Below are 13727 nucleotides of genomic sequence, written 5' to 3'. Positions count from 1 at the left end.
CATTTTTATTTTTAATCAGTATTAATTGATGGTGGCATCTTTTCGTTTTTGCTGATGACTGTCTTTAATAACGTTAAGATCGTCGGTAGTGTCCATACCATCGATATCGTCATAACGATGAGTCACCACACTGTCATCCTGACCGTAATGTTGGCGCTGGGTATATTTGCTTAAAGGGTCGATAGTTGCCCCATCATCCGCGAATAAACTTAAGATATTGCGACGCTTAATATTGAGCTGATTGAGAATGAAGTTTTTGACAAAATCATTGGCTGGGTTGCGAATGATTTCCGTTGGTGTCGCGAACTGTGCCACTTTGCCGTCTGAGAGCAGTAAAATACGATCAGATAACGTCATGGCTTCTTCTGGATCATGAGTGACTATTAAAGTCGTCAACTGATAGCGAACGGAAATCTCACGAATACGCGCTTTGATGGTTTCTTTGATGACACCATCTAGCGCAGATAAAGGCTCATCTAATAACAGAATTTTAGGCTTCATCACCAAAGTGCGTGCGAGTGCCACGCGTTGCTTTTGACCACCAGACAATTGGCTGATACGTTTATTTAGGTGGGCTTCGATATCGAGTAAGTCGACCAGTTCATCGACTTCTGCTTGCGTGCTAATATGGGGATTATTGCGTAGACCGTATTCGATGTTTTGTTTGACATTTAGATTGGGAAACAGTGCATAGTCTTGAAAGACAATATTAAAGCCTCTTTTTTTCATCGGCACTCGTGTAATGTCTTCGCCGTTATAAGCAAGACGACCGCCATTGATACCTGTCAAACCTAAGATAATATGCAATAAAGTCGTTTTACCACAGCCAGAAGGCCCTAAGATTGAGACAATTTCGCCCTTATTAATTTTGAGGGAAATATCTTCAAAGATAACTTTATTCTCATACTTTTTCGTCACACCTCTAAGCTCTAACATATCAACCAACCTGATCATTTATTATTTGTATTGCCTAGGTCAGCAGTGTAGCCAGTAGTTGTGACATTTTGGTTAAAGAGCCATGACAATACGATGACATCAAACAACGTTAGGGCGTGTCCTCAATTCAATCAATTACTCTCTAAATGGGCTAAACATGGCTAAATTTTGTTAAACATCGTCAAATAGCATATCAATATCTCGATATTAACGGTGCTAGCTTCCTTGTTTGACGGCAATTTATCTCATTTTTATCACCATTTTTAAAATGAGGACACGCCCTAGATAAAGTATCGAAAACAATCCCATGAGCATTTTCCAAAATAGAAGACCTCATTTAATACCATTAAATGAGGCCTTCTAAAAACAGAAAGCCTGCCAATAGATGACAGACAAAATGCGTTAAACGTAGATGTTATTGATGAGAGTCTGTTGAGTAGTCGTTACGCTTCATGAGCCAATTTTCTCAGCTTGTGACGCAGTATTTTTCCGACAGTTGATTTGGGTAACTCGTCTATGAATTCGATATGGCGCGGGCATTTATAGGCGGCTAGATTTGCTTGGCACAGCGCTTTAATATCATCTTCATTTAAGCTGTCATCAGCTTTTACAACGTAGGCTTTGACCGACTGACCCTGCAACTCATCATCGATACCCACCACTGAACATTCGGCAACCTTAGGGTGCTCCTCAATGATGTTTTCTACTTCGTTAGGATAAACGTTGAAACCACTGACGATAATCATGTCTTTTTTACGGTCATATATCTTAATAGCACCCTGCTCGTTCATAGATGCAATATCACCTGTCTTTAAGTAACCATCAGCAGTAAAAAACGTCGTATTGTCAATATTATGATAATGAGTAATGACATTGTCACCTTTGATGCACATCTCACCAACTTCATTTATGGCGAGAATATTTTCATCATCATCACGGATACTGATATCGACACTAGGCAGAGGCAACCCCACGTTGCCACTATATTCAGTGCCATTAAATGGATTGGCGGTACCCACGCCTAGCGTCTCAGACATACCCCAGCCTTCGAGGATAGGCAGACCTGTGACTTCACGCCAGCGCTTAGCAGTTTCAGGGGTCGCTGCCATACCACCAACTACAGTTAATTTGCATGCAGAAAAATCCAGATCCTTAAATTTGGGGTTCATCAGCAGGGCTTGGAACAAAGTATTAACACCAGGCAATAGATGAAAAGAACGCTTGCGCAATATCTTGATAAACCCTTCAATATCGCGTGGATTGGTAACCAGTGTGAGATGCTGACCCACACTCAACCCGACTATTGAGCAGATAAACGCATAAATATGATACAGCGGTAAAGCGACAATGGTATTTATTTGAGTACTATCAGACATGGCGTCATAGACTGGCTTGAACCATTCGACAAACTGATAAGTGGCGGTCACAACATTTTGATTGGTAATCAAAATACCTTTGGCAACGCCTGTCGTACCGCCAGTATATTGCAGCATTAATAAGTCGTCCGCTTGAATGGTAGGACGAGAATAGCTTAATTTTTTGGCGCGTTTTAAAACAGCTTTATAGCGAGTCACGGTATAATGAGAATTGGATTTCAACTGATAACGGGGAATGGCTTTTTTGACATATTTGGCAGCGATATTAACAAACGCACCTTTTACTACTCCTAACATATCGCCAATCTTGCTGATGACCACGGTTTTGACAGGCGTGTCTTTGATGATTTTCTCTAACGTTTTGCAAAATGGTTCTAATATAAATAATACAGCAGTATCTGAGTCAGCCAATTGATGTCTCAATTCACGAGGACTATACAGCGGATTGATGAGCGTTGTGACCATACCAGCGCGAATTGCCCCTATGACAATAGGCAGGTACTGGTTGACATTGGGCATCATGATGCCTATGACCGAACCCTTTGCTAGACCCAGACTTTGAATCCAAGCCGCAATAGCTAATGACAGGCTATCCACTTGCCCATAAGAATAAGTAACACCCATGTTGGTGATAAATTCATGGCTGGCATATTCCGTTAATTTGTCATCAAACATGTCAATCAATGTATTATGTGGCGGCACTATCTGTGCATGTATCCCTTTAGGATAATGCTGCGTCCAAAACTGATCCATAACTTACCTTCCTTGGTAATCAACTTATGAAAAACTCAATGGCTTTGAAGCATTTCTCATAAAAAACATAACTATTGAACCTGCTGCCATCCTGACGTTGCATCATACTCATCTTGATGGGCAAATAAGGGATGCGCCTTTGCTTCATTTAGACTAAGCACAGGAGTCACGCATACATCAACGAGTGCAAAAACTTGTTGCCAATGCTCAAGCGTTTGACTGGCAAATTTATCGCTTACCGCCTTAGCCGCCACTTGGCTTTCAGAGGTGTTTGGCATAACACCACGTTGCCAATGGCTATTTTTGAGCTCTGGCAACGCTAACGCCTCACACAATCCTTGCCAGAATTTCAGCTCTAGCGAGCCAATGGCCATATAGCGTGCATCTGAGGTTTTGTATAAACGATAGCAAGGCAATAACCCACCCAAAAAATCATGCTGCGGTTCTGGTTGTTGCCCTGAGAAACTTTTCACCAGTGTTCCCGTTGCCTTTGGCATGACCATATGCTGATACAAGCTGTGCGTCATACTAACGGCAACATGACGACCTTTGCCCGTCCGCTGGGCGGCGAATACGGCAGCAAGCAGTGCAATCACAGCGGTATCACTGCCGCCTGCCAAATCCGCAAATTGAACGTTAGGCATTGCCTGCTCACCACTCGCCGTCTTTAATTGGTCTAAAACACCGCTCATCGCCATAAAGTTAATATCATGACCGGCTTTATCAGCCCAGTCATGATTAATCTCAATTTTCGAATCGCTAGATGCCAAACCATAACCAGTAATCGATACCATGACTAGCTTTGGATTAATCGCATGCAGCGTTTTGGCATCTAGTCCCATGCCTTTTAGGACGCCGGGGCGAAAGCTGTCCAACATAACATCAGCATCTTTGAGGTGCGCTTTGATAGCAGCAATACCTTGAGGATCACGGAAATCATGACTTTCAGTAGTTTTGCCATGATTTAGTGCTTTAAATAATTCACCAAAGGCTCTGGCAGGATCACCATTTTTGGGTTCAATCTTAATGATTTCTGCGCCCAAATCTGCAAGCAAACGTGTGGCAAAAGGTCCCGGTAAATTACGAGTCAAATCAACGACGCGCAGCCCTTGTAAGCAATCTGCCACTAAATCTATCATTGAACCAGTGCTCGTATTAGTCACAGAATCAAGCATAGAATGAATCGTAGAATTAACCATCAGCTCAGTCATCAGAAAACACCTCACCTTTATCTGCCATGTCTAGCACAATCTGCGCTGGCTCAAAACGCTCACCGTATTGAGCCGCAAGTTCACGGCTACGCGTGATGAACGCCTCTAACCCCATCGCATTAATAAACTGTAGCGTACCGCCTTGATGTGGCGCAAAGCCCCAACCAAAAATGGAGCCGATATTGGTATCAGCGACAGAGCGCACGACATTTTCTTGATAACATTTAGCAGATTCATTGGCTTGGATAAACATCAAACGATCGATTAAATCTTGCTGAGAAGGCTGCGCGGCTTTTGCTGGGTATAAATCCATCAGCTCAGGCCACAAGTATTTGTCGCCATTATTGGCATACTCATAAAAGCCTTTACCATTCTTTTTGCCCTCGCGATTGTGTTCTTTGACCAGCGTTTTGAGTATCTCGTACGAAGGACGCACAGCAATGGTTTTACCTTCAGCCTCCATATCTAGCTGCTGCTGTTCGCTCACATGCAACGCCAAACTTAATGACACCTCATCTTGCAATGCCAGTGGCGGCATGGGCATGCCCGTTTTCATGCCAGCAACTTCGATGCCGCGCGGATGGACGCCCTCGCCTAACATCGCCACCCCTTCTGACACATAAGTACCAAATACTCGTGAGGTATAAAAACCCCGACTGTCATTAACGACGATAGGTGTTTTACCGATCTGTAGCACATAATCAAACGCTTTTGCTAAAGTGGCGTCATCCGTTTGCTCACCCATGATAATTTCAACCAACGGCATCTTATCGACTGGCGAGAAGAAATGCAGCCCGATAAATTGATTGGGACGGGTGCTGGCTTTTGCCAATCCAGTGATAGGAAGTGTCGACGTATTAGATGCATAGACAGCCGTGTTAGGAATCACCGCCTCAGATTGCTGAGTACACTTGGCTTTAATCTCACGATTTTCAAACACCGCTTCAATGATAAGGTCACAGTCTGCCAAATCCTCATAAAACACTGTTGGCTTGATGCGATTGAGTAACGCTTGCTTTTTCTCTTCCGTGGAGCGTTTACGGCTAATGGCTTTGTCCAAAATGGTGGCAGAATACGCTTTGCCTTTTTCAGCGCCTACTATGTCAGTGTCGAGTAATACAACGTTGATCCCCGCCTTTGCGGTGACATAAGCAATACCCGCACCCATCATGCCTGCACCTAAAACACCAACCTTTTTAGTTTTATAGCGCTCAAAGCCATTTGGACGAGATTGACCTTTTTTAATACTATTCAGCTGCGTCCATAGCGTGTTGATCATATTTCTAGATTCAGCAGACAGCACACAAGCGGCGAAATAACGCGACTCAAGCTCAAGTCCCGTATCGATATCCACTAAGCAGCCCTCGAACACACAAGACATGATGTGAGTAATGGCTGGATAATTGCCGTGTGACTTTTGATTGGCCATGGCTGGTGCAATAGAAAATATCGGTACAATACTAGGATGTTTACTATCACCGCCGGGAATTTTAAAGCCCTTTCTATCCCATGGCTGCTGGGCATCGGGATTAGCTTTGATCCAGTCTTTTGCCTGCTTGAGCATATCTGCTTTGTCAGTGGCAACGGCATTAATTAGACCCATGTCTTTAGCAGCAGTTGGACGCAGCTCTTTACCTTGGGTCATCAGCTCTAAAGCTGATTGAATACCAACCAATCGCGGTAAACGCTGAGTACCTCCGCCGCCCGGCAGCAAGCCCAATTTGACTTCAGGTAAACCCAATTTAGTCTTAGGCGAATCAATCGCGATACGATAATGACAGGCCAATGCCAACTCCAAACCACCGCCAAGTGCAGTTCCAGTCATAGCAGCGACGACAGGTTTACCTGAGGTTTCTAGCTTGCGTAAGCTAGCTTTCAGCTCTTCGACCAGCTCAAAGGCTTGTTCAGCAGTTTCAATATCAGCCAATTGGTCAATATCGGCACCGACGACAAAGGTCTCTTTGCCAGAGGTTAAAATCAAACCTTTGGCAGACGCATCGTTAATAAAGCTATCGGTCATCACTGCAAAAGCATCAGTGAAACCGTCGCCGATGACATTCATTTTGCGACTACTTTGGTCAATCGTAACGGTGATAATGCCATTATCAGATTCGGCAGAAAAGTGGTTCAATGCATTAATGGCGTCTACGCTGTTTATGCTCATATTAAGTCCTTTTTATATTGTTCTATGTCGATATCAGTCACTAGAAACTAATGACAATCACTAAAATCTATTAACACCATCAGCACTATACGCGCTCAATGATAGTGGCAATACCCATACCGCCGCCCACACACAACGTGATCATCGCGGTTTTTAGATCGCGACGTTCTAACTCGTCAAGCACAGTCGTCATGAGCATCGCGCCCGTAGCGCCAAGGGGATGACCCATCGCGATAGCGCCGCCATTGACGTTGACGATATCAAGCGAGAGTCCGAAGTCATCGGCAGTATTCAGCGGAACGGCAGCAAAGGCTTCATTGATTTCCCATAAGTCTATATCTGAAGCTTGCATACCTGCTTTTTTGAGCACTTTTTGGCAGGCAGGCGTTGGCCCTGTCAGCATAATGGCAGGCTCTGAGCCAATGACTGAGGCCATGGTGATTTTGGCACGTGGTTTTAGACCTGCTTTTTTGCCAGCAGCTGCACTACCGACTAAGCAAATTGCCGCACCATCGACAATGCCTGATGAATTGCCCGCATGATGCACGTGATTCACTTTTTCAATGGTGGTATATCTGTCCAAGATAACGCTATCAAAGCCCATCTTACCCGGCATAATAAAAGAGGGATTGAGACCAGCTAAGGTTTCGATATTGGTATTGGGGCGGATGGTTTCGTCTTTATCCAATAACGTCATGCCATTGATATCCGTGACGGGAACGACCGATTTATCATAATAGCCCTGCTCCCAAGCATGCGCGGCGCGGCGATGTGACTCGGTAGCAAACTCGTCGACATCGGTGCGGCTAAAGCCTTTTAGCGTCGCTATGGTATCCGCGCCAACGCCTTGCGGAACAAAATGCGTCGCTTCATTAACCCGTGGATCCATATACCATGCACCGCCATCAGATCCCATCGGTACGCGGCTCATCGACTCTACGCCGCCTGCGATTACCATGTCCTCCATACCTGACATGATTTTGGCGGCAGCTAAATTGATAGACTCCAGACCTGAGGCACAAAACCGAGATAAAGTGACACCCGCGACACTTTGCGCCCAGCCAGCATCAATAACGGCTATACGGGCGATATCAGAACCCTGCTCACCAACGGGCGTGACGCAACCGAGCACCACATCATCGACCAAACTGGTATCCAAATGGTGGCGCTGTTGCATTTCCTTTAACAAGGTACGGGCAAGCCAAATTGGTGACGCCTGATACAAGGAGCCATCCTTTTTGCCTTTACCACGCGGGGTACGGATAGCATCATAAATGTAAGCAGTCTCAGTCATAAAAATCCCTTTTTATTTTTTATAATAAATAACAATAATGGCAATATAATCGCCATGTTAGAATCAAGAACTAGAACCAACAATTAAAATAGACCATTACATCAGCCATTTACATAAAGCGTGACGCCAGCTCTTTCATGATTTCATTGGTGCCGCCGTAGATTTTTTGTACTCGCGCATCAGCGTACAAACGAGCAATCGGGTATTCTGTCATGTAGCCATAACCGCCAAACAGCTGAACGCATTCGTCGATCACGTCACACTGCTTTTGGGTCACCCAATATTTAATCAAAGACGCCTGCGGTACCGTCAATTTGCCTTCTAACATGGCATCGACAGCGGCATCACACATCGTGCTGGCAGCGAGATAATCGGCGTAGCATTCTGCCATTTTAAAGCGTGTATTTTGAAATTTCCAAATCGGTTTGCCAAACGCTTCCCGACCTTTGACATACTCTAGGGTCAAATTAATCGCCAGCTTCATCGCACCAACGCCCGTTAAAGCAATAATTAGACGCTCGCGTGGCAGCTCTTGCATCATTTGAATAAAACCCATGCCTTCGACAGTGCCCAATAGATTCGTTTGCGGCACACGGACATTGCTAAAAAATAGCTCTGACGTATCTTGTGAGGTCAGACCAATCTTATCAAGATTACGACCACGCTCGAACCCTTCTACCTTGTCCGTTTCTACCACGATAAGCGAAACGCCTTGCGCACCTTTTTCACGATCGGTTTTGCAGGCGAGCAAAATCAGGTTGGCATGCTGACCATTGGTAATAAAGGTCTTTGAGCCATTGATAACGTAATCATTACCGTCTTTTACCGCATAGGTTTTGATGTTCTGCAAATCTGAGCCAGTACCCGGTTCGGTCATAGCAATCGCAGCTACATACTCACCGGTCGCCATCTTAGGTAGCCATTCTTTCTTCTGCGCTTCCGTACCATGACTCAAGATATAAGGCGCGACAATACCTGAATGTACCATGCCGCCGAATCCAGCCTGATTGGCCTCCGCTTGCGCATAAAGAAGTGCCGCTTCATGACCAAAGTCGCCACCGCCGCCGCCGTACTCTTCTGGTATCGAAGCGCATAAAAAACCCATGGCGCCAGCCTCTTCCCACGCAGCGCGGTCAATCATGCCGTTTTTACGCCACTGCTCATCCTTTGGCTCCCACGATTGAAACATTTTAAGCGCGCTGTCATGCACCATCTGGTGCTCTTCGGTCATCCAGTTCGGGGTGAATTTTTCAATACTCATATTGTCTGTCCTTGACGATGGGAAGTTGATAATGGCTAGGGTGTGTCCTCAATTCAAACGAGGACACGCCCTAATATAAAATACTATTGAGTGTAAACATATTATTTATGGTAATTTTAATTACCGTTATATACAATCTCAGTATTCTTTATATTTAATATCATGCAAGACTTATACTAGGACAGTAAAAGACAATGCGCAACCTATTAACAAACAATAGTAATTTATATTACCTATTTCAACTCTAGCTTATCAAGCCGATAAATAAGACGCTGTAGCACAGTCTAAAAATTCTCACCGCACAGGAATCATCAAGCATGCAATCTACCAATCAGACATCTAGTATGAATACAGCCCGAGCTTTGGCACCCTTATCCGATATGCGCCCTGCTACTTTAGAAAAAATTGAAAAAGCCGTTCGTAAAGTGTTTGCAGGTTTTGACTCTAATGAGGTGACCATGGCGCAGATTGCAAAGTCTGCCAATGTCTCACTACAGACGCTGTATAAATACTTTGGTGATAAGCAAACGCTGTTCTATACCATTATGGATATTGTATTGGGCAGGTTGGCGGCGCGTATCATGGATCATTTGCAAGGCATCGATAGCGTGCAAGATCGGCTGCGCAAGACATTATGGGTTTGTTTTGACTTTGTAGATTCGCATCCTGATGCCGTGATGGTACTGTCTTCGGTATCGGCATCACGTATACGTTATATTGCAATTTATGAAAATAAAGAGCTGATTGGCGCATTTTTGAATGTATTAGAAGATGGTCAAAACCGCGGAGTACTAAATGACACCGTGCCCCTTTATATACTTTTTGATGTGTTTATGGGTTTTATCAGTCGTCTTGGCTTGATGCATATCATTCGCCAGACTGACACGCCCATTAATGCAGAGTTTGATGCGTTATTCGTGATTTTATGGCGAGCCATATCCAAGCCTGACATATAATCAGTTCGATATAAAATAACTTGTACGATATTATGAAAATTCATACCAGTCAAATTTTCAATTTCATTATTAAAGATCACAACGAAAAAAGCCTCACTTTGCAGTGAGGCTTTACTTAATGCTTAAAAACTAATGCTTAGAAATTAACATTCCTTAGATTTTTTTAGCTTATATTCTTCTACTCTATCAACCATTTCATAATCTTGTTCACTCATCTGTTGATAGCCATTGCTCACACTGCCATAGGATGAATTTTTATTATCATGCTGAGCGTGCACAGCAGCATCTTTGATCTGGGCAATGTCTTCTGCAAACGGCGTATGAGGGATATCCAGCACAGCAAATAGCGCGGCTAAAAATTCATCAGCGGTAAAATATTTATCCATATAGCTACCATCAAGCCCAAGGTATTTATTCGATAATACATGACGCAGGCGCTCACAAGCAGGGATAGTATGCTTGATAGGATAACCCATGGCTTTAACAATATCTTGCGAACGCAGCTCAAGTGTCGCTATCTGATTGATCGCATACTGGGCGAGAAGATGACGTGGGTGGTAATGACGGGTATGTTTGGATTGGTTAGCAATGTGGCTCATGATATTGAACACCTTAGACTCCTGTAACTCCGACGAAAAAGGTTGAAATACGCCCAAATAGGCAAATAAAATCAGGCACAAATGAGGATGTCGGAGTACAGGCTCATGCGCTTTACCAGAATTATTTTATATCGTGCTGGAAGTTGCAAGGTTTGTACGCCACCATTTATAACGATAATGGCTGGCGATGACAAAACTGTTAAACCCACGATAATGACTTAAAGATGATAGCATATCAGATAATAGAAAATAAATACTGATATTAATACGCTTTGGTAATCACACGATTGTTACGGTCTCTCTATCGCCGTCAAAGTCTGAATACCTTTATATTTAAAAACGGTAGAAAAAATCAGACGATAACTCAACAAAGCTATCTAATTATTTTTAGACATTGACCTGCATGATATAAAGTCAGCCCCAACTCAGTAAAGCCAGATTTCATCCCACCAAAAGAGACTTTCGCCTCTTCTAAGGTCTTAAATGGTAAGGGAATACTGTCTCTATTACCGGTCATTATATAATCGGCAAAGCACTTACCCATTAGTGTGCCTGTGGTAATGCCGCGACCGTTATAGGCCGTTGCGGTCAGCAAACCCTCAGCGGGCTCCATGACTCGAAAAATATGATCTTGCGTGAAGCCAAAACTACCAGTCCACTCATACTGCCACTTAAATGCTGGCAAATCTGGATAATAGCTTTTTTGCACCGCATTGGCCCATGATTGGTAAAAGGATTTTGGTTTAAGCTGTGTACCACCAACCGTTCCCAATAATAGGCGATCATCGTCATCACGGCGAAAGCTAGATAAAGCTAAGCGGGTGTCCCATGCGCCTGTTCTGTACGGCAAAATACGATCCGCAGCCTCTCCGCTGAGCGGCTCAGATGCAATCTGATAATAATAAACCAGATAAAATGTCTTTTTAATTTCTGTCCACTCGCCTTCGGTATAAGCGTTGGTTGCAATAATGACGCGCTCAGATTTCACGCGCGCTTTGGAAGTCCTTGCATACCAATAGCCATCCACCTTTTCTAAGGCTTCAACAGCGGAATGCTCATAAATAGTGACACCAAGACTGGTTGCTACTTTTGCGAGTCCTCTGACATAAGCCAGCGGATTGATAGTACCTGCACGATGATCAAGCAGTGCCTTATTGATACTTTTGGTACCGCAATATTCATGGCATTTGCTACCAGTTAGCACTTCAACATTCGCACCGCGGCGGCTAAGCTGCTCATATCTGATATCGACATCTGCTTCACCTTTGGCGTTATGTGCCATGTGGATATTACCGGCTTGAGTGGCTTGGGCGTCTATATTATAACGTTTGATTAAGTCGAATACTAAGCTTGGCGCTTGCCCAAGGGCGTCTGTCAAGCGTTCACCTGCTACTTCACCTAGCCTAATATTCAAATCATCAGGGCGCGCCCAAGTACCTGCATTGACTAGCCCTACGCTTTTACCAGAGCCGCCACTGCCTATCGTTTGGCTCTCTAAAAGGATAACTTTGACGCCTTTTTCTGCTAAATGAATCGCCGCCGACAACCCTGTATAACCGGCGCCTATGATACAAATAGTCGCTTCAGTATCGCTATTCATCTGACTATAAGTATCAATAATAGGTGCGGTCATATTCCACAAACATTGCTCTTGCAACATCTCATACTCCTTCTAAATTACACGTTGTCTACAGTGGAGAGCGTGTTTGTGTCGTTATTAACAATAGGTTCTTCACGGGGGATAAATTTGTCTAAGAACACCCATAACAAACCAAATAGCGGCGATAACCAACAGGCAAAGGCGAATGGTGCATAAGTGAGTGTCGCAATACCTAATGTTGCCGCGACGAAACTACCACCCATGTTCCAAGGAATAAGCGGAGATAACAGGGTTCCGGTATCTTCAATAGAGCGTGTGAGTGTCGTGCGTTTGTAGCCCATTTCTTGATATTTGTCTTTTAATAAACGACCTGGCAACACCAGTGTGGTATAGACGTCACCGATGAGCGTACCAACACCAAGCGTGCTGGCATAAGTGGTCATTACTAAACCAAATCTCGATTTCACCATTTTATTAATTTTTGCCATGATGGCTTTTAGCGTACCGTAATGCTCAATTGAGCCGACGAATGCTAAAGCAAAGATGGTCAAGGTCACAACCCATGTCATCGACATAATGCCGCCTTTAGACAGCAGTTGATCCACGACAGCAAAGCCCGTTTCACTGACAAAGCCATTTTGTAGGACCGTAAAAATGTCATGCACACCCACGCCTTGCATAAAAAACGCGACCAATCCTGCGACCACCACACCAGACAATACCGTTGGAATAGCAGGCATTTTCATCACCGCTGCAATGACAACGACAACAGCAGGTAATAACGTAATGATGCTCAAGTTATAATTGGCCGCTAGTGAGGTTTGAATTTCTTTAATTGAGGTTAAATCGACATTTTCTGCGCCGTAACCCATACCAATCCAAGCATAGATAATCAATGCAGTTACCATGGCAGGTACCGTGGTTGGCAACATACCGCGGATGTGCTCCCAAAGATCAACACCAGCCGCTGCTGGGGTTAAGTTGGTGGTATCAGATAAAGGAGACATCTTGTCACCAAAAAAAGCACCAGAAACAATGGCGCCGCCCGTTAGTGACGGCGGGATGCCCAAGCCTAGCCCAATACCCATCATGGCAAGACCGACCGTACCAACCGTGCCCCAAGAGGTACCGGTTGCAACAGAAATAATGGCGCAAATTAGACAGACAGAGACTAGAAATGATGAGGGAGAAAAAACGCTAAAACCGTAGTATAAAATCGTGGGAACCGTACCAGCGATAATCCAAGCACCGATGAGCATACCAACGCCCATCAAGATAATCATGGCCGGCAGACCAATTTTGACAACCTTTAAAAAGCGTTGTTCCATGCCATCCCAGTCACGGCCACGCAGCTTCATAAACAAGCCGGTGATTAAAATACCGCAAGCTAAGGGTATGTGAGGGGTAAAATCTTTGAATACAAAAAACTGCACCATTAGAATAATGGCAGTCAACACCAGAGGTGCAATATCTAATAAAAAACTAGAAGACGGACCGTAGCCATCTTTAGCTTCGTCATAAGGTTTATCATCCATCATAAGATACCTACCTTCCTTAGTAGTGGATACTGCTGTCAT

Annotated in this window: 10 protein-coding genes; 1 reads left to right on the top strand and 9 read right to left on the bottom strand. The window is 44.2% G+C overall.

Features of this window, described 5'->3' with window-relative positions; all coding sequences use genetic code 11:
* Nucleotides 1–21: 21 nt before the first annotated feature.
* The 6 genes from B2575_RS12965 to B2575_RS12940 all read right to left on the bottom strand — a co-directional run bounded on the left by B2575_RS12965 (nt 22) and on the right by B2575_RS12940 (nt 8995).
* Nucleotides 22–936, bottom strand: coding sequence for an ABC transporter ATP-binding protein (locus B2575_RS12965; RefSeq protein WP_201502240.1), 915 nt, complete (start codon nt 934–936; stop codon nt 22–24).
* Between the two features lie 443 nt (nt 937–1379).
* On the bottom strand, nt 1380–3065 hold the full coding sequence (locus tag B2575_RS12960) for an AMP-binding protein (RefSeq protein WP_296242538.1): 1686 nt from the start codon (nt 3063–3065) through the stop codon (nt 1380–1382).
* A gap of 71 nt (nt 3066–3136) precedes the next feature.
* Nucleotides 3137–4204: a CaiB/BaiF CoA transferase family protein gene (locus B2575_RS12955; RefSeq protein WP_296242568.1), complete on the bottom strand. Its 1068-nt coding sequence runs from the start codon at nt 4202–4204 to the stop codon at nt 3137–3139.
* 64 nt (nt 4205–4268) lie between these two features.
* A complete protein-coding gene (locus B2575_RS12950; protein WP_296242536.1) occupies nt 4269–6440 on the bottom strand; it encodes a 3-hydroxyacyl-CoA dehydrogenase NAD-binding domain-containing protein in 2172 nt (723 codons plus the stop codon).
* Between the two features lie 85 nt (nt 6441–6525).
* Nucleotides 6526–7734, bottom strand: coding sequence for an acetyl-CoA C-acetyltransferase (locus B2575_RS12945; protein ID WP_296242535.1), 1209 nt, complete (start codon nt 7732–7734; stop codon nt 6526–6528).
* Between the two features lie 109 nt (nt 7735–7843).
* Nucleotides 7844–8995 (bottom strand): acyl-CoA dehydrogenase family protein, encoded by a 1152-nt coding sequence (locus B2575_RS12940; RefSeq protein ID WP_296242534.1) that lies wholly within the window; start codon nt 8993–8995, stop codon nt 7844–7846.
* 317 nt (nt 8996–9312) lie between these two features.
* Here B2575_RS12940 and B2575_RS12935 point away from each other — a divergent pair, with 317 nt between their 5' ends.
* On the top strand, nt 9313–9951 hold the full coding sequence (locus B2575_RS12935; RefSeq protein WP_296242532.1) for a TetR/AcrR family transcriptional regulator: 639 nt from the start codon (nt 9313–9315) through the stop codon (nt 9949–9951).
* 143 nt (nt 9952–10094) lie between these two features.
* Here the strand turns inward: B2575_RS12935 and B2575_RS12930 are convergent, their stop codons facing one another.
* The 3 genes from B2575_RS12930 to nhaC all read right to left on the bottom strand — a co-directional run bounded on the left by B2575_RS12930 (nt 10095) and on the right by nhaC (nt 13727).
* Entirely contained in the window at nt 10095–10550 is a 456-nt protein-coding gene (locus B2575_RS12930) for a hypothetical protein (RefSeq protein ID WP_296242531.1), read from the bottom strand.
* Between the two features lie 373 nt (nt 10551–10923).
* Nucleotides 10924–12210 (bottom strand): NAD(P)/FAD-dependent oxidoreductase, encoded by a 1287-nt coding sequence (locus tag B2575_RS12925; RefSeq protein WP_296242529.1) that lies wholly within the window; start codon nt 12208–12210, stop codon nt 10924–10926.
* Between the two features lie 17 nt (nt 12211–12227).
* Complete coding sequence (gene nhaC, locus B2575_RS12920; protein ID WP_296242527.1) at nt 12228–13727, bottom strand: Na+/H+ antiporter NhaC; 1500 nt, start codon at nt 13725–13727, stop codon at nt 12228–12230.

The sequence above is a fragment of the Psychrobacter sp. UBA6739 genome (assembly GCF_002453835.1).
GTDB classification, from domain to species: Bacteria; Pseudomonadota; Gammaproteobacteria; order Pseudomonadales; family Moraxellaceae; genus Psychrobacter; species Psychrobacter immobilis_A.
Note: the sequence above shows the minus strand (reverse complement) of the source record. Positions and strands in the feature narration are given on the sequence as shown.

Coding starts and splice junctions, on each gene's coding strand:
- B2575_RS12965 (WP_201502240.1), bottom strand. CDS start 936: ATGTTAGAGCTTAGAGGTGTGACGAAAAAGTATGAGAATAAAGTTATC.
- B2575_RS12930 (WP_296242531.1), bottom strand. CDS start 10,550: ATGAGCCACATTGCTAACCAATCCAAACATACCCGTCATTACCACCCA.
- nhaC (WP_296242527.1), bottom strand. CDS start 13,727: ATGACAGCAGTATCCACTACTAAGGAAGGTAGGTATCTTATGATGGAT.
- B2575_RS12960 (WP_296242538.1), bottom strand. CDS start 3,065: ATGGATCAGTTTTGGACGCAGCATTATCCTAAAGGGATACATGCACAG.
- B2575_RS12955 (WP_296242568.1), bottom strand. CDS start 4,204: ATGATAGATTTAGTGGCAGATTGCTTACAAGGGCTGCGCGTCGTTGAT.
- B2575_RS12925 (WP_296242529.1), bottom strand. CDS start 12,210: ATGTTGCAAGAGCAATGTTTGTGGAATATGACCGCACCTATTATTGAT.
- B2575_RS12950 (WP_296242536.1), bottom strand. CDS start 6,440: ATGAGCATAAACAGCGTAGACGCCATTAATGCATTGAACCACTTTTCT.
- B2575_RS12940 (WP_296242534.1), bottom strand. CDS start 8,995: ATGAGTATTGAAAAATTCACCCCGAACTGGATGACCGAAGAGCACCAG.
- B2575_RS12935 (WP_296242532.1), top strand. CDS start 9,313: ATGCAATCTACCAATCAGACATCTAGTATGAATACAGCCCGAGCTTTG.
- B2575_RS12945 (WP_296242535.1), bottom strand. CDS start 7,734: ATGACTGAGACTGCTTACATTTATGATGCTATCCGTACCCCGCGTGGT.